General features: G+C 63.4%; 26 protein-coding genes and 1 pseudogene. 9 read left to right on the top strand and 18 right to left on the bottom strand.

All coding sequences use genetic code 11. The features are described from left to right. Nucleotides 1-34 precede the first annotated feature (34 nt). A complete protein-coding gene (locus A9K65_RS09155) occupies nt 35-979 on the top strand; it encodes a nucleoside hydrolase (RefSeq protein WP_064995662.1) in 945 nt (314 codons plus the stop codon). A gap of 36 nt (nt 980-1,015) precedes the next feature. Here the strand turns inward: A9K65_RS09155 and A9K65_RS09160 are convergent, their stop codons facing one another. The 11 genes from A9K65_RS09160 to A9K65_RS09210 all read right to left on the bottom strand — a co-directional run bounded on the left by A9K65_RS09160 (nt 1,016) and on the right by A9K65_RS09210 (nt 8,589). After that, nucleotides 1,016-1,393 (bottom strand): hypothetical protein, encoded by a 378-nt coding sequence (locus A9K65_RS09160; RefSeq protein ID WP_064995569.1) that lies wholly within the window; start codon nt 1,391-1,393, stop codon nt 1,016-1,018. A gap of 3 nt (nt 1,394-1,396) precedes the next feature. Continuing rightward, on the bottom strand, nt 1,397-1,717 hold the full coding sequence (locus tag A9K65_RS09165; RefSeq protein ID WP_013529594.1) for a hypothetical protein: 321 nt from the start codon (nt 1,715-1,717) through the stop codon (nt 1,397-1,399). A gap of 101 nt (nt 1,718-1,818) precedes the next feature. Then, complete coding sequence (locus A9K65_RS09170; RefSeq protein WP_013529595.1) at nt 1,819-2,433, bottom strand: LysE family translocator; 615 nt, start codon at nt 2,431-2,433, stop codon at nt 1,819-1,821. Nucleotides 2,434-2,546: 113 nt separating this feature from the next. Next, nucleotides 2,547-3,995 carry an amidase gene (locus A9K65_RS09175; protein WP_064995570.1) on the bottom strand — a complete coding sequence of 483 codons (1,449 nt, stop codon included), beginning with the start codon at nt 3,993-3,995 and terminating at the stop codon, nt 2,547-2,549. A 1-nt stretch (nt 3,996) separates the two neighbouring features. Continuing rightward, nucleotides 3,997-4,902, bottom strand: a complete 906-nt coding sequence (locus A9K65_RS09180) for a ribokinase (protein ID WP_064995571.1) — start codon at nt 4,900-4,902, stop codon at nt 3,997-3,999. 153 nt (nt 4,903-5,055) lie between these two features. Then, complete coding sequence (locus A9K65_RS09185; RefSeq protein ID WP_064995572.1) at nt 5,056-5,538, bottom strand: hypothetical protein; 483 nt, start codon at nt 5,536-5,538, stop codon at nt 5,056-5,058. Then, nucleotides 5,513-6,025, bottom strand: coding sequence for a hypothetical protein (locus tag A9K65_RS09190; RefSeq protein ID WP_027161334.1), 513 nt, complete (start codon nt 6,023-6,025; stop codon nt 5,513-5,515). Before A9K65_RS09190 ends, A9K65_RS09185 begins: the two co-directional genes overlap by 26 nt. Then, nucleotides 5,992-6,384 (bottom strand): hypothetical protein, encoded by a 393-nt coding sequence (locus tag A9K65_RS09195; protein ID WP_064995573.1) that lies wholly within the window; start codon nt 6,382-6,384, stop codon nt 5,992-5,994. The genes A9K65_RS09190 and A9K65_RS09195 overlap by 34 nt, the downstream gene beginning before the upstream one ends. Nucleotides 6,385-6,403: 19 nt before the next feature. Then, complete coding sequence (locus A9K65_RS09200; protein ID WP_027161336.1) at nt 6,404-6,874, bottom strand: hypothetical protein; 471 nt, start codon at nt 6,872-6,874, stop codon at nt 6,404-6,406. Between the two features lie 220 nt (nt 6,875-7,094). After that, nucleotides 7,095-7,970, bottom strand: a complete 876-nt coding sequence (locus A9K65_RS09205; RefSeq protein WP_064995574.1) for a bifunctional helix-turn-helix domain-containing protein/methylated-DNA--[protein]-cysteine S-methyltransferase — start codon at nt 7,968-7,970, stop codon at nt 7,095-7,097. A gap of 124 nt (nt 7,971-8,094) precedes the next feature. Beyond that, nucleotides 8,095-8,589 carry a DUF2244 domain-containing protein gene (locus A9K65_RS09210; protein WP_013529603.1) on the bottom strand — a complete coding sequence of 165 codons (495 nt, stop codon included), beginning with the start codon at nt 8,587-8,589 and terminating at the stop codon, nt 8,095-8,097. Nucleotides 8,590-8,611: 22 nt separating this feature from the next. Here A9K65_RS09210 and nth point away from each other — a divergent pair, with 22 nt between their 5' ends. Further along, a complete protein-coding gene (gene nth / locus A9K65_RS09215; protein ID WP_024502815.1) occupies nt 8,612-9,436 on the top strand; it encodes an endonuclease III in 825 nt (274 codons plus the stop codon). Between the two features lies 1 nt (nt 9,437). On the opposite strand, the gene A9K65_RS09220 is transcribed toward nth, so the two are convergent. The 4 genes from A9K65_RS09220 to A9K65_RS09235 form a co-directional block, all read right to left on the bottom strand. Continuing rightward, nucleotides 9,438-10,946, bottom strand: a complete 1,509-nt coding sequence (locus A9K65_RS09220; RefSeq protein ID WP_027161338.1) for a tripartite tricarboxylate transporter permease — start codon at nt 10,944-10,946, stop codon at nt 9,438-9,440. Nucleotides 10,947-10,956: 10 nt separating this feature from the next. Next, entirely contained in the window at nt 10,957-11,430 is a 474-nt protein-coding gene (locus A9K65_RS09225; RefSeq protein ID WP_027161339.1) for a tripartite tricarboxylate transporter TctB family protein, read from the bottom strand. A gap of 74 nt (nt 11,431-11,504) precedes the next feature. After that, entirely contained in the window at nt 11,505-12,482 is a 978-nt protein-coding gene (locus tag A9K65_RS09230; RefSeq protein WP_013529607.1) for a tripartite tricarboxylate transporter substrate-binding protein, read from the bottom strand. Between the two features lie 175 nt (nt 12,483-12,657). Continuing rightward, a complete protein-coding gene (locus A9K65_RS09235; protein WP_024502811.1) occupies nt 12,658-13,113 on the bottom strand; it encodes a DUF2214 family protein in 456 nt (151 codons plus the stop codon). A gap of 201 nt (nt 13,114-13,314) precedes the next feature. Between A9K65_RS09235 and A9K65_RS09240 the strand changes: the two genes are divergently transcribed. Next, nucleotides 13,315-13,848 (top strand): GNAT family N-acetyltransferase, encoded by a 534-nt coding sequence (locus A9K65_RS09240; RefSeq protein ID WP_063173086.1) that lies wholly within the window; start codon nt 13,315-13,317, stop codon nt 13,846-13,848. Nucleotides 13,849-13,853: 5 nt separating this feature from the next. Further along, nucleotides 13,854-13,958 (top strand): annotated as a pseudogene (locus tag A9K65_RS35915) (DUF4892 domain-containing protein); the annotation flags it as partial. 31 nt (nt 13,959-13,989) lie between these two features. Here the strand turns inward: A9K65_RS35915 and A9K65_RS09245 are convergent. Next, nucleotides 13,990-14,754: an IclR family transcriptional regulator gene (locus A9K65_RS09245; protein WP_064995575.1), complete on the bottom strand. Its 765-nt coding sequence runs from the start codon at nt 14,752-14,754 to the stop codon at nt 13,990-13,992. 183 nt (nt 14,755-14,937) lie between these two features. Here A9K65_RS09245 and A9K65_RS09250 point away from each other — a divergent pair, with 183 nt between their 5' ends. From A9K65_RS09250 to A9K65_RS09270, 5 genes are all read left to right on the top strand, one after another. Next, nucleotides 14,938-15,912, top strand: a complete 975-nt coding sequence (locus tag A9K65_RS09250) for a tripartite tricarboxylate transporter substrate-binding protein (protein ID WP_027161341.1) — start codon at nt 14,938-14,940, stop codon at nt 15,910-15,912. Between the two features lie 139 nt (nt 15,913-16,051). Beyond that, nucleotides 16,052-16,588: a tripartite tricarboxylate transporter TctB family protein gene (locus A9K65_RS09255; protein ID WP_064995576.1), complete on the top strand. Its 537-nt coding sequence runs from the start codon at nt 16,052-16,054 to the stop codon at nt 16,586-16,588. A 4-nt stretch (nt 16,589-16,592) separates the two neighbouring features. Then, nucleotides 16,593-18,116: a tripartite tricarboxylate transporter permease gene (locus A9K65_RS09260; protein ID WP_013529613.1), complete on the top strand. Its 1,524-nt coding sequence runs from the start codon at nt 16,593-16,595 to the stop codon at nt 18,114-18,116. 15 nt (nt 18,117-18,131) lie between these two features. Then, nucleotides 18,132-19,316, top strand: coding sequence for a CoA transferase (locus A9K65_RS09265; protein ID WP_064995577.1), 1,185 nt, complete (start codon nt 18,132-18,134; stop codon nt 19,314-19,316). Next, a complete protein-coding gene (locus tag A9K65_RS09270) occupies nt 19,313-20,164 on the top strand; it encodes a citryl-CoA lyase (RefSeq protein ID WP_064995578.1) in 852 nt (283 codons plus the stop codon). The genes A9K65_RS09265 and A9K65_RS09270 overlap by 4 nt, the downstream gene beginning before the upstream one ends. A 4-nt stretch (nt 20,165-20,168) precedes the next feature. Here the strand turns inward: A9K65_RS09270 and A9K65_RS09275 are convergent, their stop codons facing one another. After that, complete coding sequence (locus tag A9K65_RS09275; protein WP_064995579.1) at nt 20,169-20,639, bottom strand: NUDIX hydrolase; 471 nt, start codon at nt 20,637-20,639, stop codon at nt 20,169-20,171. A gap of 126 nt (nt 20,640-20,765) precedes the next feature. Next, nucleotides 20,766-21,074 carry a hypothetical protein gene (locus tag A9K65_RS09280; protein WP_013529617.1) on the bottom strand — a complete coding sequence of 103 codons (309 nt, stop codon included), beginning with the start codon at nt 21,072-21,074 and terminating at the stop codon, nt 20,766-20,768. Nucleotides 21,075-21,363: the final 289 nt, after the last annotated feature.

Here is a 21,363-nt window from a genome sequence, read left to right on the forward strand (position 1 = left end):
GCAAGTCCACGACCTCGCCAAACAAGGAATTGAAATGCCCCAGTCACGCAAGATCATCATCGACACGGATCCCGGCCAGGATGATGCCGTCGCCATATTGCTGGCGCTCGGCAGCTCCGAACTGGAGATCGTCGGCATATCAGCCGTTGCCGGCAACGTGCCGCTGAAGCTTACCGAAAAGAATGCCCGCAAGATCTGCGAGCTGGCCGGCCGCCCGGACATCAAGATCTATGCCGGTGCCATCCGGCCCCTGACGCGCGAACTGGTCACCGCCGAGGAAGTGCATGGCAAGACCGGCCTCAACGGTCCGCAATTGCCCGAACCGACGATGAAGCTGCAGGACCAGTACGCGGTCGATTTCATCGTCCAGACGCTGATGAGCGAAGAAAGCGGCACGATCACGCTTTGCGCGCTCGGCCCGCTCACCAACATTGCGCTGGCGCTGATCCGCGAGCCGCGCATTGCACCGCGCATCAAGGAAATCGTGCTGATGGGCGGCGGCTTCTTCGAAGGCGGCAATGTCACCCCGACCGCCGAATTCAACATCTATGTCGACCCGCAGGCCGCAGATGTCGTGCTCAAATCCGGCATTCCGATCGTGATGATGCCGCTCGACGTCACCCACAAGGCGCTGACCACCGCCAAGCGCACGCAGGCCTTCCGCGCGCTGGGCACCACGGTCGGCACCGCCACCGCGGAGATGCTGGAGTTCTTCGAGCGCTTCGATGAAGAGAAATACGGCACCGACGGTGGCCCGCTGCACGATCCTTGCGTCATCGCCTATCTGTTGAAGCCGGACCTGTTCAAAGGCCGCAACTGCAACGTCAGCGTGGAAACCGCCTCGGAACTGACCATGGGCATGACCGTGATCGACTGGTGGGGCGTCACCAAAAGGCCGAAGAACGCCATGGTGATGCGCGACATCGACCATGATGCGTTTTTCGCCTTGCTGGTGGAGAGGCTGGGGCGGCTTAACTGACCGTCAGAACAGAACTGAACTTGTGAGCACGCGTCTTCACTCATTGAGAAACCGATAGGTGTCTCCGCCGCGCTTATGATGTTGCCGCTCGATGGGGATGACCGAACCGACAAGGTGCGGCATCCCCACTTCATCATCAATGGATGTCACCGCGTTGTTGCCATCAAGGCGGACATCGTATGTGTAATACAGCCCGCGCCCGGCAGCCATCTTCGGATTGATGGGCATTAACCTCACATACTCGATAGTGCCCATCACACTCTGAGTTGCCACAACCGGATTGTCCTGGTTCATCGCAATCGGGATCAGCGCCGCCAGCGGCAGTGCGCAGAAGAATACGACACCAATGACTGCGTCTCGGTATTCTGCCTGAAACAGAAGCAGGCGGTTTCTGAGAGAAGATACTGTTGCCATGATTCAATTCACGAATCGGTAGAAGACGAAGCCATTGTCGCGCGTGACGCGTTCGATGTTTGTGCGCGAGCCGATCAGATGCGGGTGATCGTCATCGATAAGGACAGACGAACCGTTCTCGATAGAAACCAGATATATGCCGCGGCCATGGTCCAACCGGACACTTTCGACGTTTGCCTCGACTGTGTCGACCGATCGGATCGGGCTGGCGTCGTTGATCCATTTGTTTGCCGCCAACATGATCATAACCGCAAACGCACCAATAAAGAGGATCACGCCAGGCGCGTTCCTCTTCAAACCATCCCAAGTCCAAAAGACAGACATGAATCCCTCAGGCCAGATTCATGTGGTGGTGGGACAGCACACTTTCAATCTGTTGCCATTCCAGGGTGCTGCAACTCCTTGCGGCGCCGGCTCGGCCGCCTTTACTTCGACCGCGAAAACGCCAGCCACAGGCCGCCGCCGACCATGAAGCTGCCGCTGATCCTCGACAGGAGTTTGATGCGGCCGGCCGACAGCAGGCGCCCGGCGCGGCCGGCGGCCAGCGCGTAAGTCGAATCCGAGAAGGCGGCGAAGATCATGGCGGTCAGACCCATGACGGCGATCTGCAGCGAGTAGTTGCCTTGCGGCGAAATGAACTGCGGAAAGAAGGCGCCGAAGAAAATCAGCGTCTTGGGGTTGCTCAGCGCCACCAGCAGGCCCTGCAGGAAGAAGCCGCCCCGCGGCTTTCTCGCTGTTCCATCGGCATTCAACGTGCCCTTGGAACGGAACATCTGCACACCCATCCAGATCAGATAGGCGGCACCGATCAGCCGTACCCATTCGAACCAGTGGCCCATGCCTGCGATCAGCGTGTTGAGGCCGATGCCGACGATGGCGATCATCACGGCAAGCCCGGCCTGCGTGCCGGCGACGTTGGCGAGGCCGGCGCGCGAGCCATGGCGGATGCTGTTGGCAATGATCAGCGTGACCGTCGGACCGGGCACCAGGATAATGACGATGCAAGCGAGGACATAGGCGGCGTAGAGTTCGAGCGACATGCTTTTTCCCCAGGAATACCGCCGAGGCGGCGCGGCTGAGGATAATCAATGCATGGCGGCGATAGCGATGCAAGCCGGTGCGCGAAGCGCCGCGGCACGCCAACGCGTGCGATTCAGGCGCCGGCCGGCCAGGGCAGTGTTGCCTCATAGGCGGCCGCCGCCTTGAGCACGGCAAGGTCGCCGCGTGGCCGGCCGATCAGCTGCATGCCCATCGGCCGCCCTCTATCGTCGAAGCCGACCGGCACATTGGCCGCCGGGCAGCCGCCCAAGGTCGCGAAGGCGGAAACCTGCATCCAGCGGTGATAGCTGTCCATTGTGCGTCCGGCGACCTCACGCGGCCAATGCGTATCGATGTCGAAGGGGAAGACCTGCGCTGTCGGCAGCGCAATCAGATCATAGCGGTCGAAGATCGACAGAAGCGTGCGATGCCAGGACGTGCGGATGACCGAAGCGGCGCGGATCTGCGGCGCCGTCAGCCGCGTTGCGTTCTCCACTTCCCAGATGGCTTCCGGCTTGAGCAGGCGGCGCTTTGCGGGATCGTCATAGTGGGTTTTGAGCGCGCAGCCGCTGCTGGCCTGGCGCAGCGTCACGAAGGCCTGCCACAGCGCTTCGAAATCGAAATCCGGCAGCAGGGGCTCGGTCGCGAAGGACGCCTCCGCAAAGCGGCCAAGTGCCGCCTCGCACAGGCCGAGAATGCCTGTTTCAACCGGCAGATGACCGCCGAGGTCACCGAGCCAGGCGATGCGGCCACCAATTGCGGGTATTCCAAGCCCTTCGAGGAACGAGCCGGGTTTCTCGTAGGACAATGGCGCGTGCGGGTGGTAACCGGCCTGCACATCGAGCAGCAGTGCCATGTCACGGACGTTGCGGCCCATCGGCCCGTCGACGCCCATCTGCGCATGGAAGACTTCGAAATCGGGTCCACCGGGAACAAGTCCTTGCGACGGGCGGAAGCCAAAAACATTGTTCCAGGCGGCCGGGTTGCGCAGCGAGCCGCCAAAGTCGCTGCCATCGGCGACGGGCACCATGTCGAGCGCCAGGGCAACGGCCGCGCCGCCGCTCGAGCCTCCGGCGGTCAGGGCCGGATCGAAGGCGTTCAGCGTCGGCCCGAACACGGCGTTGTAGGTGTTGGAACCAAGCCCGAATTCGGGGACGTTGGTCTTGCCGATGATAATGGCGCCGGCATTGCGGATGCGCTCGACGAAGAAATCGTCCTCCTGCGGCACGAAATCGGCGAAGATCGGCGAGCCGAAAGAGGTCCTGAGGCCCGTGGTCGAGGCGAGGTCCTTGATGGCCATCGGCAGGCCGAAGAGCGGGTTGGTTTTGGCTCGCGTTGGGCTGGCATCGGCCGCATCGGCTTCGCGCAGGATATCGGCGCGATCGCGCAAGGAGACGATGGCGTTGACCAGCGGATTGACCGCCTCGATGCGGTCGAGGAATGCCGCCACCATCTCGCGCACGGAAAGCTCTCTCTCCCGGATCGCGCCGGCGAGTTCGACTGCGGACAGGCGGCAGATGTCGCCTGCCGGCGGCACGGCATGTTTTGTTTGAGGACGCAGCATTTTAATGGGTTTCCTGCAGCGCCTGATCGACGTCTTTGGCGAGCGGGATCGCCGGTTGGGCGCCAGGCTTCAGGCAGGCCAGCGAGCCGGCCGCGCCGGCGCGCGCCAGCGCCTGTTCGAGCGTGAGGCCCGACGACAGGCTGGCGGCGAAATAGCCGCAGAACGTATCGCCGGCGCCGACCGTGTCGACGGGGACGATCTTGCGCGCAGCAACGGCCAGGAACTCGGTCGGTGTCGCCGCCATCACGCCATCGCCGCCGAGCGTGACGACGACGGTGCGGCCGGTCTTTCCAGCAAAGTCGCGCATGCGCGCCGCCCGATCGCGGCCTTGCAGCGACAGCGCTTCGCCATAGAGGTCGAACTCGGTTTCGTTGGCGACGACATAGTCGGCCTTGTCGAGAAAGCCGGCTGTCTGCGCCTGGAAAGGTGCTGTGTTGAGCACGGTGATGGCGCCGGCCGCCCTTGCCTGGTCGAGGGCGGCATCGACGGTGGCCAGCGGAATCTCATTTTGCAGCAACACGACGTCGCCTTTTTTCAGAAAGGCCTTGGAGAGATCGCCGGGCACCACGGAAGCGTTGGCGCCCGGCACCACGGCGATGATGTTCTCGCCGTCGTCTGCGACCATGATCAGTGCCGTGCCGGTCGAGGCGTGAGTCTCGGCAACGCCGGACAGGTCGACCTTGCCGTCGCGCAGCAATGCCAGTGCTTCGGCGGCGAAGCTGTCCCTGCCGACGGCGCCGACCATGCGCACCGAGGCGCCGGCGCGTGCGGCGGCCAGTGCCTGGTTGGCGCCCTTGCCCCCGGGCGCGGTGGTGAAGGCCGAGCCGCCCACCGTCTCGCCGGGGCTCGGCAAGCGGTCGACCTTGGCGATAAGGTCGAGGTTGATCGAGCCGATGACGATAATCAAGCAGGGCCTCCTGGCAACGCAAATTCAAAATGTCGGAGCGTCTTCGTGCGTCCGGGCGAACGCAGATCGTTCCGATTGCGTGGAAGCTAACCTGTAAGGCCGCAGCTTGCCAGACCACGCGCATGGTCCAGCCCGATTTGAGTTGTCGCGGCCTTATTCGCAGCGCACGGTGACCGTGCCCTGATAGTTGCCGGCGGGAAAGATACCGCTCGACTTGGTGGCGGTGAGGTCGACCTGCATCGCGTGGGTGCCGTTGACAACCCTCTGCGGCACACTTCCGTTGACATCGGCCCCCGAGCCATCGAGGCGGAAGACCGAAGCGAACGTCACGTTGGTGCCACCGCCGCTCGGCGCGGACGAGAATGCGGCAGGCGCCGGCGCCGAAACCGAATAGCAGTCAAGCAGGTTGAGTATTGAGCATAACAGGGAGCTTGCCACCACGGTGGCGCTGGCGCTCGATCCGCCTGCCTGTTTGGAGCCCAGTATGCTGATGGCGGGATTGGCCTTCATCGTTCCGGACGCCCCGACCATGATGGTGCAGGTGCCGATGATCGCCGCCTGCATCGGAAGGCAGGAACCGGCAAGTGCCGCCATCGCAAACAGCGCGCGGCTACTGCTTCTTCTTTTTCTTGCCATCGCCATTTCCGGTTCTGATGCTCCAGCCTTCGTTGGCCCACCCCGGTGATGCGGTCGCGGGAGCGGTGGCGGCAATACTCGCCGTCTGGCCGTCGGTGCCGAGGCCCATTTTGAGGAGCTTCAGCTCCAGCTGAAGGCGCTCGACCTCAAGCTCGTAGAGACGGCTGCAATCGACGCGCTTGGGCGTACGCCCGATGGGGATCACCACGCGGCCGTAAGTGGCGACATCATTGTCGGACTGGCTGTTGCCTCTGATGACGCCGAGATCGACATAGGCGCCGGAGCCGGAGACGGCGGAACGGCAAGTGGTGCCATCCGCGGCATGGACCTCGTCCTGGCCCTGGGGCAAGGTGACGCCGGGCAGGTTGAAGCCGCTTTCGTTCTGGTTGAGGTTGTAGACGTCCTCGGCCCCGGCCGGCGAGGCACCCGCCCAAACAGCCGCGAGCGCCAGTGTCAGGACTTGCGGCGCCCAAAAAACTTTCCGCATATCTGTGCCCTTATCTGCGTCTGTTGATTGGGAAAGGGGATGCTTTCGGTACAGATACGCACCTTACGCTCGGCAGCGCCGTCGAAAGGCACAACCACAAGGACAGAACGGGAGGCCTGGGAGGCCAGTTGGAAGACATTTGGAGAGACCCTGGCATCTACCGGCTGGAAATCCTGATCGTAGACGTGAATTTCGACCCGGATCTTGCGGTCGTAGGGATTGGCGGGGAAGACGCGAACCGCAAAGACGTCGGTGAAGCTTTTGATATCGCCACGCATCGGCGACATCGACTGAGCCTTGGCGGCAACGGGCGCCAATCCGACGGCCAACGCCGTCGCCAGGATTCGAGCATGTTTCACGACCCCTCCTTCGCTCGCGTCATTCGCAGCGCAGCGTTACCGTTGCCTGATAATTGCCGTTGGCGAAGCGATTGCTGCCGCCCTTGGTTCCGGCAAGGTGAACCGAGACGAGATCTGCGCCGGGGGTGGTGATGCTGGTTGTCGAGCCGGTCTCGACGATGGAATGCGCGCCGGCGGCGGAGTAGGTGGGTGTCCAGGTCGTCGACGTGCTGTCGGCGGATGGCACCGTCATGGTGGTGACCGGGTCGACGCTCAGCGACACACCTCCGGTCGTCGTCAGCGTCACGGTTCCAGCCGAGCCGCCGCTGTTGTGGGAGCTCAGGGACTGGAGATCGGGACTGGCCGTCATCGTACCGTTGGTGGCAACGACCAGCGTGCAGGTGGGCGCGATCGTGCCGTTGAAGATGACATTCTGCGTCGTGGCCAACGCGGCCTCGTCGACGCTGGCAACCAGCAGAGCTGCGCCGCAGGCGGCGCGAAACAATGTCATCGAGACCTCCTATCAAGCCGGATCGTCCGGATTAATATGAGAGCATCATCACTTTATCGTGGTTAATTTAGAGTTACCTAAAATAACGCCTCAAATAACAACTACAGGAATCGGAGGTTGCCCTCGGTTGCAAAAGCGGAAACCACAGCGTAAATAGCGCTTATACTTGATAGCGCCGATATAACCATGTTTTTCTTCGCAATATCGAGAAAAATCGATATTACGATACCTGCCCGGCTTCCCAACCCAGAATGGCGCGCTTGCGGGTCAGGCCCCAATGATAACCGGTGAGGTCGCCTGATTTGCCGATGGCGCGGTGACAAGGCACCACGAAAGAGAGCGGATTGGCGCCGTTGGCCGCACCGACCGCACGGCTGGCGGACGGTGCGCCGATGCTGGCCGCAATCGAGGAATAGGTGCGGGCCTTGCCCATCGGGATCTTGAGCAGCGCCTCCCAGACGCGAACCTGGAAGTCGGTGCCGATCATGACGACATGCAGCGGCTGGTCGGGGCGCCACAGCGTCGGGTCGAAGATACGGGCGGCATAGAGGCCGGTGGCAGTCATGTCCTCGACGTAGATGGCGTTCGGCCAGCGGCTGGACATGTCGGCGAAGGCGGCGCGTTCCTCGCCGGGGTCGCTGAAGGCGAGGCCGGCGAGCCCGCGCTCGGTGGCCATGATCAGGGCGGTGCCGAACGGCGAGGAATGGAAGCCGTAGCGGATGGTGAGCCCGGCGCCGCGTGTCTTGTAGTCGCCCGGCGACATCGCCTCGTGCGTGACGAACAGATCATGCAGCCGGCCGGGGCCGGACATGCCCAGTTCGAATGAGGTCTCGAGCAGCGGCATGCCGGAATCGAGCAGCCTGCGCGCATGGTCCAGTGTCACCGCCTGCAGGAAGGCCTTGGGCGACAGGCCGGCCCAGCGGGTGAAGAGTTTTTGCAGGCCGGTCGGCGTCTCGCCGACCTCCTCGGCCAGCTCTTCGAGGGAAGGCTGGTCGCGATAGTCGAGACTGATCTTCTCGATGGCACGGCGCACGATCTCATAATCGCTGCCTTCAGGCGTGATGTCCTTTTTGAGGACTGCGGTGTGTGTGCTCATGGAACTGTCTCCTTGAGCCGGAATATCGCCCCTTGGGGCGTCGATCGCCACCCGAAACTTGCCTTCTTGCGGCGCATACCCGGATAGGCACCGGATTCGAGCCCAGGAATCGCTCGCGGCTGCCTCAGCGTGTCTTGGCGGTCGCCAGCGCGCGCGAAAAGGCGGTGGCAAAACTCTCGCGGGAATCGGGGTCCAGGAACGATCCGATCGGCACGTTCTGGCCTTCACCTTGCACCGTCATGCCTGTGATGCCGATCTCGGCGTGACGGGCCACCGAAAACCGCGCCCAGAACGGATTGAAGCGATGCGCTTCCGATTTCCCCGAGGGGGCTGTCTTGCGGATGTCGAGGCTGGTGCGCGAGACCGAGACTTCTTCGCGTGCGCGAGCGGCACGATAGTTGATGCGAAAGGCGATGTAGACGGCGGCCACGTCGAGGCCGAAGAAGCCGAACACCGGCCAGGCGCCGCGCGACAGGAAAAATGCGCCTGTCACCAGCCAGCCGAACAGCAGCGCGCCCATCAGGACGAAGAAGCCTGTCCGGCCCAGAGACCGGTGCGGGGTCAGTAGCGCCTGAAAGAATGGCTCGTCGGCCTGAAACGAGGCGTTTGTGTCGCTCATGAGGGGATATTATAGGAGGGAAATGGCAAGCCCCAAGTCCAAAGATTCTTCCCTGTCCAAAAAAGAGCTGTTGCCCGCACGACGCGATGGTTCGAACGCAAAGCCGCGCCCGAGGCCGGTGCGACGCGCGTCACGCTACAGCCCGGCCGAAGTTAACGAGATATTCCGGCGCTTTTCCGTCCAGCGGCCCGAGCCGAAAGGCGAACTCGAACATGTCAACGCCTTCACGCTGCTGGTCGCGGTGGTGCTGTCGGCGCAAGCGACGGATGCCGGCGTCAACAAGGCGACGCGGGCGCTGTTCAGGGCCGCCGATACGCCGCACAAGATGCTGGCGCTGGGGGAAGCAAGGGTCGGCGAATATATCCGCACCATCGGGCTGTGGCGCAACAAGGCGAAGAATGTGATTGCGCTGTCGCAGGCGCTGATCCGCGACCATGGCGGCGAGGTACCCGATAATCGTGATGAATTGGTCAAGCTGCCCGGGGTGGGGCGCAAGACCGCCAATGTCGTGCTCAACATGGCCTTCGGCCAGCACACGATGGCGGTCGACACGCACATTCTTCGCATCGGCAACCGGCTCGGATTGGCGCCCGGCAAGACGCCGGAACAGGTCGAGCAAGGATTGTTGAAGATCATTCCGGACGAATATATGCGCCATGCACATCACTGGCTGATCCTGCATGGCCGCTACGTCTGCAAGGCGCGCAAGCCGGATTGCCCGGCCTGCGTCATCGCCGACATCTGCAAGGCCGAGGTCAAGACGACCGATGTGCCGGCACCGCTGGTGCCGATCGCACCGCTCGACCCGGTCGAAGAGGTTCAGGACCGAGGCGGAACGGCGGCGTAGTTCAACTCTCCTCCACAAACACCTCTTCGCGCTTTTTCTTGACCGCCGGCAGGAAGACGACGGCGAGCACGGCGAGCGCTATGAGCAGCAGGCCGGCGCTGATCGGTCTGGTCACGAAGGTGCTCGGGTCGCCGCGCGAGAGGATCATGGCGCGGCGCAGGTTTTCCTCGAGCAGCGGGCCGAGCACGAAGCCGAGCAGCAGCGGTGCCGGTTCGCAGCGCAGCTTGGTCAGGAGGTAGCCGAGGAAGCCGAAGAAGGCGACGGCGTAGAGATCATAGACGTTGCTGTTGACGCTGTAGACGCCGATCGAGCAGAACGCCATGATGATCGGGAAAAGCACGTAATAGGGGATCGTCAGCAGCTTCACCCAAAGCCCGATCAGCGGCAGGTTGAGGATGATCAGCATCAGATTGCCGATCCACATCGAGGCGATGATGCCCCAGAACAGCGCCGGCTGTTCGGTTGCGACATTGGGGCCGGGCACGATGCCCTGGATGATCATGGCGCCGATCATCAGAGCCATGACCGGGTTGGCCGGAATGCCCAGCGTCAGCATCGGGATGAAGGAAGTCTGCGCACCGGCATTGTTGGCCGATTCCGGTCCGGCGACGCCTTCGATGGCGCCCTTGCCGAACTCCTTCGGGTTTTTCGAGACGCGTTTTTCGACCGTGTAGGAGGCAAAGGCTGCCAGGATCGCGCCGCCTCCCGGCAGGATGCCGAGCGCCGAACCGATGATCGTTCCGCGCACGATGGGCGCTGCCATGCGCCGAAAGTCCTCGCGGGTCGGCATAAGGCCGGTGACCTTGCGGATCATCACGGAGCGCTCATCCTCGTTTTCGAGGTTGCGCAGGATCTCGGCGATGCCAAAGACGCCGACCGCCACCGCAACGAAATTCAACCCGTCGGCATATTCCCGGATTCCAAGCGTGAAGCGCGGCGTGCCGGTGTAAATGTCGGTGCCGACAATGCCGAGCAGCAGGCCGAGCACGACCATGGCCAGCGCCTTGACGATCGAGCCGTGGGCGAGCGCGACGGACGAAACCAAGCCGACGATCATCAGCGAAAAATACTCGGCCGCGCCGAATTTCAGCGCGATCGCCGTCAGCGGCGGGGCAAAGATGGCGACGAGGAACGTCGACACGGTTCCGGCAAAGAACGAGCCGATGGCCGCGATCGCGAGGGCCGCCCCGGCGCGGCCGTTCCTGGCCATCTGGTAGCCGTCGATCGCGGTGACGGCGGACGAGGATTCGCCGGGCATGTTGATGAGAATGGCGGTGGTCGAGCCGCCATATTGCGCACCGTAATAGATGCCGGCGAGCATGATGAGGGAGGAAACCGGGTCGCCGATCTGGAAGGTGATGGGCAAAAGCATGGCGATGGTCGCGGTGGCGCCGATGCCGGGCAGGACGCCGATCAGTGTGCCGAGAAGGACGCCGATCAGGCAGAAACCGAGGTTGGTCAGCGACGTCGCCGTCGAAAAGCCGAGCGCAAGGTTGTCGAGCAGATCCATGCTCATCGCCTTACGATACCGACCACGGGGCCAGCCACGGGCCGAAGCGGCGGAACGGCAGGCCGAGCGCGTAGCTGAAGACAAGGAATGCAAACAATGTCAGGCCGGCCGACAGCACGAGCGCGGTCATCGGTTTCATGCGGCGGCTGGCAAACGACGCGATCAGCGCCGTCAGGAAGATCGACGGGATGAATCCGAGGCCGCGCACCGTCAGGCCGAAGAAGATCGGAGCAGGCAGGATGAGCAGCATGCCGCGCCACGCAATATGCCCGATCGCTTCGCCCTCGACGCGTACAGCCTGGACGAGAATGACGGCGCCAAGCAGGATCAGCACGATCGCCAGGACCAGCGGAAAATAGCCTGGCCCCATGCGCAACGCTGTGCCGATTTCGAGGCCGAGCGATTGCAGCGCGAACCATGCGCCGAAGCCGATGAACAGGGCGGCGCACAGGCCGTTGGCCCTGTCGATCGCGAAAGGTTTCATGATGGTTCTCCCAAGCCCGAGTGGGTAGCGGATGCCGAGCGAACAGGGGCGCCGGTGGCGCCCCTGTTCAAACCTCAGTCGGCGTACTGGCCGGCGGCTTCGATGATCGGCTTCCAGCGCGCGATCTCACTTTCCAGCTTGGCCTTCAGTGCGGCGGGCGTCGCATCGGCCTCGGGCGATGGCTTGGTGCCGAGTTCGGCGAAGCGGGCCGCGACGTTCTGGTCCTTCAGCGCGACCTGAAGCGATTTCGACAGGCGTTCGGTGATCCCGGCCGGTGTGCCCTTGGGTGCATAGAGACCGTGCCAGATGCCGACCTGCACTTCGGGAAGGCCGCCTTCCACCGTCGTCGGCACGTCTTTCAGCACATCGAGGCGCTCCGGCGAGGTGACGGCATAGGCCTTGATTGTGCCGCCCTGGATCTGCTTGGTGGTGTTGGTCGTCTGGTCGCACATGATGTCGACCTGACCGCCGAGGAGATCGGTCATGGCCGGGCCGGTGCCCTTGTAGGGCACGGTGACCAGCGGCGTCTTGATGGCGCTCATGAACAGCATGCCGCACAGATGCGAGGCCGCACCGATGCCGGCATTGGCGACGGTTATGGAATCCTTGTTGGCCTTGGCGTACTCCACCAATCCCTTGAGATCGGCCGGCTCCAGGTCCTTGCGGCCGACGATGGTCATCGGCACCTCGGTGACGAGGCCGACATATTCGAAGGCGTTCAGCGTGTCGTAGGCGAGCTTTCTGTACAGCGTCGCACTTGTCGCCATGCCGATATGATGGAGCAGCAGCGTATAGCCGTCAGGCTCGGCGTTGGCGACGCGGCCGGCACCCAGCGTGCCGCCGGCGCCGCCGACATTCTCGACGATGACCTGCTGGCCGAGATCCTTCGACATCGCTTCGGCGACGAGGCGCGTGACCGTGTCGGTCGGCCCGCCGGCCGCAAACGGCACCACAACGGTGATGGTGCGTTCAGGATAGGTCTGCGCGCTGGCCGCGAACCCATAAAGCGTGACGGCCGCGGCAGCAGCCAGAGTGGCGACAAATCTTCTCATCGTGATCTCCTCCCGGGATATGAATCTCCAACGCCGCGCGGATCTCCTCTCAACACCGGCTGCGCATGAAGCAACAACTAGGGCAAGCTAGCAAATAGCAACTGGGCGGCAAACTGCCGATATCCGCAAACATCCGCACTCGATGGGTGGATAATGTCGGAGGGTGATCGCCACCCTAGTAGCCGTAGCCGCGCGCCATCGCCGCGGCGAAGACCGGGATGAGCAGGAAGATGAAAGCTTCGGCGCGGATATAGGTCTTCACGGACGCAAGTTCGGTCGCCGGCACCTGGAACGAGGCATTGCCGCTCGCCTGCCTGTTCCAGGATATGAAGCGGACGGTCGGGATGATCGACAGCAGGCCGACAGCGCCGAACGCCGCTATCTTGGCCCAGAACACCCAGTTGTAGACGTAGAATTCCCAGCCCTTGAGGCCATAGAAGACACGGCCGATGCCGACGACGATGATCAGCGCGGCGATGACGCCGTAATGGCGGTCGATGCCGGCGAGCCTCTTGAGCGTCGCAGCACCCAGATCGCCGCGGATCAGGACGAATTCGGCGCCGATGATCCCCGCCAGCGAAAACACCAGCAGATGATGGAAGATCGCAAGCACAAGATCGGTGGTATCCATGCTCTTTTCCCTGGGTTTGACGCCACCAATGCGCGCCTGAAAAAGGTCGCGCTAGCGGGTGTTGAATCAGCCTGCGGTGAAAAATAACATCGTCGCGCAAAATTCCCATAGCGGCGCCTGGATGATGGGCCGTGTTGCCCTGGCCCCTTGCGCAGCACCGGCGATTTGCTAAGCGCTGGCGATCCGTGCGAGGCAGATCCCATGAACAACCCGCAAGCGACCAGTGCTCCTGTCATCGAAACGAAGCGAACCATCCTGCGGGCACACCGGCTGGATGATTTCGACACCTATGCCGCGATGTGGACCGATCCCCTCGTCACCCGCTTCATCGGCGGCAAGCCGCGCACGCGCGAAGAAAGCTGGATGCGCTTCCTGCGTCACGCCGGCCTGTGGTCGTTGCTTGGCTATGGCTTCTGGGCGATCGAGGAGAAGGCGACCGGGCGCTTCATCGGCGAGGCCGGGTTTCACGATCTGAAGCGCGACATGGAACCATCGATCGAAGGCATTCCCGAGGCCGGGTGGGCGCTGGTTCCGGCCGTGCACGGCGCGGGCTTCGCCACCGAGGTGGTTGGCCGCGTCCTGGCATGGGGCGAAGTGATTTTCGGGCGCGAGAAGACCGTCTGTATCATCGATCCGGAAAATGGCGCTTCGCTGAGGGTGGCTGCCAAGTGCGGTTACCGGGAAGTGGTAAAGACCACCTACCACGACGCTCCGACCATCCTGCTGGCGCGGTGACCTGAGCGGCGCGGCTGACCGCTGCGGGCGCCGGCATGATGGCACCTGTCGCCAGCAACGATGACGAGGCGGGCCGCGCCAAGAACCGCCGTGTGGTTCTGGTCAAGTTGAACTGGGCGAGCCTTCCAATCAGGCCGCATTCTACGGCAGGGCGTCCGCTACCAGGCTTGCCTGCTCGAGCATTGAGGCGTCCTCGCCGAAGGCGCGGGTGGCGCGGGCCGCTGCCTCGAGCAGCGGGCGCTTCATGCGCTGCAGAAAGGCCGCGTCGACGCGCGTGCTTGGTCCAGCCAGGGTCAAGGCGCCGAGCAGGACGCCCCCCGGCCCGAATACCGGCGCCGACACGCCCCCGGTCTCGGGGTCGCGGTCGCCGACGGCGAGACAGTTGCAGGTCTTGCGGATGGTCTCGTAGGGTTCGCCCTGCTGGCCCGAAAACGCTGCGAGCACGCGGCCGCCCGAGCCGAGCAGCAAAGGCAATACGTCGCCTTCGCGTATCGTGTAGCGGATCGGGTGCTTGGATTCGACGCGGTAAAGACAGGTGCGGACATCGCCCGAGCGAACGTAGAAGGCAACGCTTTCCCAGCTTCGCTCGGAAAGATCGCGCATGATCGGCAGCAGGATATCGACCGCCACGACCGAACGCTGGTAGAGCGCACCGAGCCGAAACGTCGCGGGTCCGACGCGGTAGCGCCCATTGTCGAGGCGCTCGAGCAATCGTCCGCGCAAAAGGGAATTCGCAAGCCGCAGGATGGTGCTCTTGTAGAGGCCGGTGCGCGCCGCGATTTCGGCCAGGCTGAGCGACCGGTCCTCCGTGCTGAAGGCATCGAGGATGGCAATCGCCCGATCGAGTGCTGCAACACCTTCGGCGCGGTCGATTTCCGCATCTGCCGATTTGCTTGGCGAGTCCATGGCGGTTCCAGTTTGAAGAAAGCCGAGCGACGCGACTGTGTCGCGCCGCCAAATCGTTCTGTCCAGTAGAATATCGTTTCCGTTGACAGAACTCCGTAACATCTGCTTGAAATCGATGACGGGTCTGGATGCAGGCGCGTTTTGGCGGGCACCGGAGGAGGTGTCGTGATTTGGAGGAATCCCATGCTGGACAGACGCAGATTTTTGATGAGCACCGCAGCCGTGGGTGCCGGGCTGATGACGTCGCATCTTTCTCCCGCTTTCGCCGAAGGCGCGCCCCAGATACAGCTCTTCGTGCCTGCCGCACCGGGTGGCGGCTGGGACCAGACGGCGCGCACGATCGACCAGGTGCTGCGCAGTGAAAAGCTCATCTCGGGTTCGCAGATCACCAATGTCGGCGGCGCCGGCGGGACTGTCGGGCTGCCGCAATTCATCAGCCAGTGGAACGGCAAAGGCAATTCCCTGATGGTTGCCGGCATGGTCATGGTTGGCGCCATCATTGCCAACAAGGCCGCCAACAATCTGACGCAGGTCACCCCGATCGCCCGCCTTACCGGCGAGTTCGAGGCCTTGGTCGTGCCGGCGGAGTCGCCGTTCAAGACGGCCGCTGATTTCGTCGCCGCGCTCAAGGCCGATCCGACAAAGGTTCCTGTCGCCGGCGGCTCCGCAGGCGGTTCCGATCACATCCTGTTCGGCCTGATTGCCAAGACCGTCGGCGTGCCGGCGACTAACCTGTCCTACGTGCCGTTCGCCGGCGGCGGTGAGGCGTTGTCGGCGCTGCTCGGCAACCAGGTCGCGGCCGGCATATCCGGCTTTGGCGAGTTCTCCGAGCAGGTCAAGGCGGGCGCGCTGCGGCTGCTCGCCATCTCGGCAGACAAGCGCCAGGACGGCATCGATGCGCCGACGCTGAAGGAGGCCGGCATCGATGTCGAACTGTTCAACTGGCGCGGCGTCTTCGCACCGCCGGGCATTTCCGACGCCGACAAGGCAGCGATGATCACCCTGATCGAGACCATGGCCAAGAGCGACGCGTGGGCGACCGAATGCAAGAACCGCAACTGGACGCCGATCCTGCTCACCGGCGACGACTATGCGAAGTTCGTCACCGAGGATTCAGCCCGCATCGAGGCGATCCTGAAGGATCTCGGGCTCGCCTGATCCATCGTCATAGGGGCGGCGCAGGTCGCCCCTTCTCGCATGAAATGCAAGCCGGCATGACCCTGCGGTGGGGAGCAAGCATGCGGCGCCGGGCATTTTCGCCAACCATACTTGGCCAGCTCTCCTGGGGAGGACAATCATGAGCACCAGCGACCAGCAGCCGGCGCCGTCGCGGCTTGCCGTGCCGGAATTGTTGATAGGCATCGGGCTCCTGGCCTGCGCCGGCGCCGTTGCCTGGCAGACGCTGGCGATCCCGGTGTCGCCGCTCTACTCCAAGGTCGGCCCGACCGTCTTTCCCTACCTTACCATGGTTGGCCTGGTGGTACTTTCGCTGTTGCTCATCCTTGCCGCGCTTCGCGGCGGCTGGCAGCCGGAGGAGGAAAAGGAGACGCCGACCGACTGGAAGGCAATGGGCTTCGTCGTCATCGGCCTGATCGCCAATCTGCTGCTCATCCAACCGCTCGGCTTCACGGCGGCATCCGTCATCATGTTCGTGCTCGTCTGCTACGGCTTCGGCAGCAAGCGTACGCTGCGGGACGTCGTGCTCGGCCTTATCCTGGCGCTGGCCGCCTATTTCGGCTTCGCCAGGGCGCTCGGCGTCAACATCGGTGCCGGTTTCATCGAGAACCAGCTGAACGCGGTCATCGATGCGTTCATCACCATGTTGAGGGGCTGACGCCATGGAAACGCTCGGACATCTCGCACACGGCTTCTCGGTCGCCTTCACCCCGGTCAACCTTCTGTGGTGCCTGCTCGGCACCACGCTTGGCACCGCCATCGGTGTGCTGCCCGGTCTTGGGCCGGCGCTGACCATCGCGCTGCTTTTGCCGATCACCTATCAGGTGGCGCCGGAGGCATCCTTCATCCTGTTTGCCGGCATCTATTACGGCGCCATGTACGGCGGCTCGACGACGTCGATCCTGCTCAACACGCCCGGCGAAAGCGCCACCATCGTCACCGCGCTGGAAGGCAACAGGATGGCGCGTTCCGGCCGCGGCGGTGCAGCCCTCGCCACTTCGGCGATCGGCTCATTCGTAGCCGGCACGATCGGCACGATGGGCGTCGCTTTCCTGGCGCCGGTGGTGGTCAAATTCGCGCTGGCCTTCGGTCCGGCCGAATATTTCTCGCTGATGGTGCTGGCCTTCATCACCGTCTCGGCGGTGCTCGGCTCGTCTTCCGTTCGCGGCCTGACCAGCCTGTTCGCAGGCTTCGTCATCGGCATGATCGGCGTCGACCTGCAGACCGGCCAGCCGCGCTTCACCTTCGGCATGACCGAACTGCTCGACGGCGTAGACGTCATCATCGCCGCCGTTGGCCTGTTTGCGGTCGGCGAGACGCTGTACATGGCCTCGCGCCGCTATGCCGGCAAGGACGAGATCGTGCCGCTGAAGGGCTCGCTCTACATGACGGCGGCCGAGTGGGGGCGTTCGTGGAAACCCTGGCTACGCGGCGCCGCGATCGGCTTCCCGATCGGCGCCATGCCGGCCGGCGGCGCCGAAATCCCGACTTTCCTGTCCTATGCCATCGAAAAGAAGCTGTCGAAGCACAAGCAGGAGTTCGGCACGGTCGGGGCCATCGAAGGCGTTGCCGGCCCCGAGGCCGCCAACAATGCGTCCGCAGCCGGCGTGCTGGTGCCGATGCTGACGCTTGGCCTGCCGACCTCGGCGACGGCGGCGATCATGCTGTCGGCGTTCCAGAGCTACGGCATCAATCCCGGACCACTGCTTTTGACGACCCAGGGCGACCTCGTCTGGGGGCTGATCGCCAGCCTGTTCATCGCCAACGTCATCCTGGTCATCCTCAACCTGCCGCTGATCGGGCTGTGGGTGCGGCTGCTGAAAATCCCGGCGCCGCAGCTCTATGCCGGCATCCTGGTGTTCGCCACGGTCGGCACCTATGGCATTTCGCAATCGCCCATCGACCTCGTCATCCTCTATCTGCTGGGGGCCGCCGGTTTCCTGATGCGGCGGTTCGATTTTCCGACCGCGCCTGTCATCATCGGCATGATCCTTGGGCCGCTCGCCGAAACCCAGTTCCGCCGGGCGATGACCATCTCGAATGGCGACTGGTCCGTGTTCTACACCCACAAACTGTCGCTGACACTGCTGACGCTCGCCTTCATCGGCCTCGCCGGCCCGCATATCTGGGCCTTCATCGAGCATCGTCGTCGGCGCGGACCGGAGCATGTGCCCGGCGATGCCTGATCGATCCATGATGCCATGACAGAACTGCTTTCCGGTATTCGCGTCCTCGACCTGACCAATGTCCTGGCCGGTCCCTACTGTGCCTATCAGCTGGCGCTGCTGGGCGCCGACGTGATCAAGGTCGAGGCGCCGCAAGGCGGCGACCTCGCCCGCCAGCTCGGCGGCTCGCCGAAGCTGAACAGCGCCGGCATGGGCGCCTCGTTCCTGGCTCAGAACGCCGGCAAACGGTCGGTTGTGCTCGACCTCAAGAAGCAAGCCGATCGCGAGCGCTTTTTCGATCTGGTGGCCAGCGCCGACGCACTGGTGGAGAATTTCCGCCCCGGCGTGATGGATCGGCTGGGGCTTGGCTACGAGGCACTGAAGACGGTCCGTCCGGGCCTCGTCTATTGCGCGATATCGGGTTTCGGCCAGACCGGGCCAATGCGCGATAATCCCGCCTATGACCAGATCATCCAGGGCCTGTCTGGGATCATGAGCATCACCGGCACACCGGAAACGGCGCCGCTGCGGGTCGGCTATCCCGTCGCCGATACGCTTGGCGGACTGGTCGGCGCGTTCGCCATCGCCTCGGCGCTGGTGCGGCAGAAGACGAGCGGCGAGGGTGCCTTTCTCGACGTTTCGATGCTCGAATGCACACTTTCCGCACTTGGCTGGCCGGTTTCCAACTATCTGACCGCAGGTATCGACCCCATGCCGATGGGCAACGAGAACATGACGGCGGCACCCTCCGGTGCGTTTCGCACCGGCGACGGGCTCATCAACATCGCCGCCAACAAGCAGGAGCAGTTCGTGGCGCTGTGCCGGCTGATCGGCCGGCCGGAATTGGCTTCCGATGTCCGCTATGCAGAGCGCGAGACGCGCAAGCGCAACCGTGCGGCGCTTAAAGTCGAGATCGAGCACGCCCTGGCGGGCGCCTCGGCGGCGGCCTGGGAAGAGACGCTCAATCGCGCCGGCGTGCCTGCCGGCAGGGTGCTGACGATCCCGCAAGTGCTGGCCGAGCCCCAGGTCCTCGAGCGCCAGGTGACCGCGCATTTCGACGATGTGGCTGGCATGGACAAGCCGCTGACCGTTTTGCGCGGCGGCTTCATGGTCGATGGCGAGGCGCCCTTGCCGACAAAGCCGCCGCCGGCGCTCGGCGAACATATGAGCGAGGTGTTCGCCGACCTGCCGCCCCACGCCAGGACAAAGGCACGCGCATGAGCGGCACGGAGAAGAAGACGGGCCGTGAGCGCGGCGAGGAATGGTGGCAGACCGATATCATCGAGATGCGGCCTGGTGTCATCCGGCTGCGCGGCTACGAGATCCAGGATCTGATCGGCCGCGTCAGCTTTCCGGCTGTCATCTGGCTGATGCTGCGCGGCGAACTGCCCAGCGAGGACCAGGCAGAATTGCTCGGCATTGCCTTGGCTGCCGCCGTCGACCATGGACCGCAGGCGCCATCGATTGCCATCGCGCGCATGGCTGCAACCTGCGGCGTCGGTATCAACAGCGCCATGGCCTCGGCCATCAACGTTCTCGGCGACGTGCATGGAGGCGCCGGCGAGCAGGCGCTTTCCTTCTATGGTGACATTGCCGTGGCGATCGATGCCGGGATGACGCTGAATGAGGCGGTCTCGGCGCGGCTCGACCGGTTCTTCGCCGAGGAGAAGGGCTATGTGCCGGGGCTCGGACATCGCTTCCATCCCGTCGACCCGCGCGCGCCGCGCTTGCTGGAACTGACCCGCGAATTTGCCGCACGCGGTGCCGTCAATGGGCGTTTCGCCGATATCGCCGAAGCGGTCGAGGCGGATGTCGAACGCCGAAAGGGGAAAAAAATACCCCTCAACATCGATGGCGCCACCGCCGTCATCTATGGCGAACTCGGTTTTCCGCCGCCGCTGACGCGAGGGCTTTTCGTGCTGTCGCGCTCGGTCGGCATCCTGGCGCATGCCTGGGAGCAGTCGCAGCAGGCCGAGCGAAACAAGGGGCCGCTGCCGCGCGAGTGGCTGTGGGCCTATACCGGCACGCCGGTGCGGTCGTTTCCCGAAAGCGATGACCCCGGCGAGTGAGGCTCTACACCTGGTCCACCTGCACAGGGATCTTCAGCGTCTTCACCAACGTTGAAAGATCCGGCTCGTCGATGAGCATGGCCGCATCGGCTGGCGCCAGCCAGGCCCGCTGGCGTCGTTTGGCTTCCTGCCAGTCGGCCAGTTCCTCGCTCACCTCGAGCAGGTAGACGATGACGTCGACGCGGACAAAGCGATTGGCCAGCCGCTTCCAGTAGGAATAGGTGCCCGCCGGCTGCTTCAGCGTCTTGCCGAGCACGCCGGCTTCCTCCTGCGCCTCGATGGTGGCCGCCTTGCGTCCGCTCTTGCCCTTCATCGGCCAGCCCTTGGGGACGATGAAGCGCCTGGTGGTACGCGACGTGACCAGCATCACCTCGATATCGCCACGCGCGGTCAGCCGGAAGGGAATAGCCGCCACCTGGCGGATTCTCTCGCCCTTCTTTGCCTTGCGTACGGCCTTTTTCTTGGTGGCTGCCATTCGTCAATCCAGTCGATGCAATGCCGCATAGCGCGACAAGGCGTCGTTGCAAAACCAAAACTTTCGCATGTGCCAACGACACTCGAAATACATAAGTCGGCTAAATAAACGAAAAAGGCCTTGATGTCAGCGGCAATTGCTCACGGCGGTGGTGCCGATTATCTGTGTCTGGCAGCTTGGCTTGAGCTGCTGCACGACCGGTGGCGGTTGCTGAAAGATCTGGCGGTCCTGGGCGCGATTCTGCTGCTGTTGCTGTTGATATTGCTGCCGCTGTATCCTGTTTTGCAGGATTTGCAGGTCGTTCTGCCGGATCAGCGCATTGTTGCCGGTAGCGGGATTGAGCGCTTGCGCGGAAGCCGGCAGGCAAACGCCCGCCAGCACTGCCGTGGCCAGCATTGCCACTGTGAAGATCGTTGATGGCCGAAGTGCCGACATCCGTTCATTCCCGCGCAAAAACTCTGTCCTTTGATATAGGGCGTTTGCGCGTCGATGCCATGGCCAGCGGGTCGAGTATCACGAAATCGGGCGGTCCAATCGCTTTGTTCTGCGATTTCGGCAGCGAAACGGCAGATAGTCATCATATGATGACTATGAAACGTCAGTGGCTTTGGTCAGTGTTCCCCACGTAAATTTTTGGTTTCATCCGGCATAAGTTAATGTATTCTAATTGAGTCAGAGCTCCGCAAGTGGGAATACGGATGCCCTGTTTTAATGCATTGAACCT

It is taken from the genome of Mesorhizobium sp. WSM1497, assembly GCF_001672455.2.
GTDB lineage: Bacteria > Pseudomonadota > Alphaproteobacteria > Rhizobiales > Rhizobiaceae > Mesorhizobium > Mesorhizobium ciceri.

Bases quoted from the DNA above. Each gene is read 5' to 3' on its own strand.
- A9K65_RS09210 (WP_013529603.1), bottom strand. From the start codon at position 8,589: ATGAGCGACACAAACGCCTCGTTTCAGGCCGACGAGCCATTCTTTCAG.
- A9K65_RS09260 (WP_013529613.1), top strand. From the start codon at position 16,593: ATGGAAACGCTCGGACATCTCGCACACGGCTTCTCGGTCGCCTTCACC.
- A9K65_RS09275 (WP_064995579.1), bottom strand. From the start codon at position 20,639: ATGGCAGCCACCAAGAAAAAGGCCGTACGCAAGGCAAAGAAGGGCGAG.
- A9K65_RS09155 (WP_064995662.1), top strand. From the start codon at position 35: ATGCCCCAGTCACGCAAGATCATCATCGACACGGATCCCGGCCAGGAT.
- A9K65_RS09160 (WP_064995569.1), bottom strand. From the start codon at position 1,393: ATGGCAACAGTATCTTCTCTCAGAAACCGCCTGCTTCTGTTTCAGGCA.
- A9K65_RS09165 (WP_013529594.1), bottom strand. From the start codon at position 1,717: ATGTCTGTCTTTTGGACTTGGGATGGTTTGAAGAGGAACGCGCCTGGC.
- A9K65_RS09235 (WP_024502811.1), bottom strand. From the start codon at position 13,113: ATGGATACCACCGATCTTGTGCTTGCGATCTTCCATCATCTGCTGGTG.
- A9K65_RS09185 (WP_064995572.1), bottom strand. From the start codon at position 5,538: ATGGCAAGAAAAAGAAGAAGCAGTAGCCGCGCGCTGTTTGCGATGGCG.
- A9K65_RS09245 (WP_064995575.1), bottom strand. From the start codon at position 14,754: ATGGACTCGCCAAGCAAATCGGCAGATGCGGAAATCGACCGCGCCGAA.
- A9K65_RS09225 (WP_027161339.1), bottom strand. From the start codon at position 11,430: ATGAAACCTTTCGCGATCGACAGGGCCAACGGCCTGTGCGCCGCCCTG.
- nth (WP_024502815.1), top strand. From the start codon at position 8,612: ATGGCAAGCCCCAAGTCCAAAGATTCTTCCCTGTCCAAAAAAGAGCTG.
- A9K65_RS09265 (WP_064995577.1), top strand. From the start codon at position 18,132: ATGACAGAACTGCTTTCCGGTATTCGCGTCCTCGACCTGACCAATGTC.
- A9K65_RS09190 (WP_027161334.1), bottom strand. From the start codon at position 6,025: ATGCGGAAAGTTTTTTGGGCGCCGCAAGTCCTGACACTGGCGCTCGCG.
- A9K65_RS09220 (WP_027161338.1), bottom strand. From the start codon at position 10,946: ATGGATCTGCTCGACAACCTTGCGCTCGGCTTTTCGACGGCGACGTCG.
- A9K65_RS09250 (WP_027161341.1), top strand. From the start codon at position 14,938: ATGCTGGACAGACGCAGATTTTTGATGAGCACCGCAGCCGTGGGTGCC.
- A9K65_RS09175 (WP_064995570.1), bottom strand. From the start codon at position 3,995: ATGCTGCGTCCTCAAACAAAACATGCCGTGCCGCCGGCAGGCGACATC.
- A9K65_RS09205 (WP_064995574.1), bottom strand. From the start codon at position 7,970: ATGAGCACACACACCGCAGTCCTCAAAAAGGACATCACGCCTGAAGGC.
- A9K65_RS09200 (WP_027161336.1), bottom strand. From the start codon at position 6,874: ATGACATTGTTTCGCGCCGCCTGCGGCGCAGCTCTGCTGGTTGCCAGC.
- A9K65_RS09230 (WP_013529607.1), bottom strand. From the start codon at position 12,482: ATGAGAAGATTTGTCGCCACTCTGGCTGCTGCCGCGGCCGTCACGCTT.
- A9K65_RS09240 (WP_063173086.1), top strand. From the start codon at position 13,315: ATGAACAACCCGCAAGCGACCAGTGCTCCTGTCATCGAAACGAAGCGA.
- A9K65_RS09255 (WP_064995576.1), top strand. From the start codon at position 16,052: ATGAGCACCAGCGACCAGCAGCCGGCGCCGTCGCGGCTTGCCGTGCCG.
- A9K65_RS09170 (WP_013529595.1), bottom strand. From the start codon at position 2,433: ATGTCGCTCGAACTCTACGCCGCCTATGTCCTCGCTTGCATCGTCATT.
- A9K65_RS09280 (WP_013529617.1), bottom strand. From the start codon at position 21,074: ATGTCGGCACTTCGGCCATCAACGATCTTCACAGTGGCAATGCTGGCC.
- A9K65_RS09270 (WP_064995578.1), top strand. From the start codon at position 19,313: ATGAGCGGCACGGAGAAGAAGACGGGCCGTGAGCGCGGCGAGGAATGG.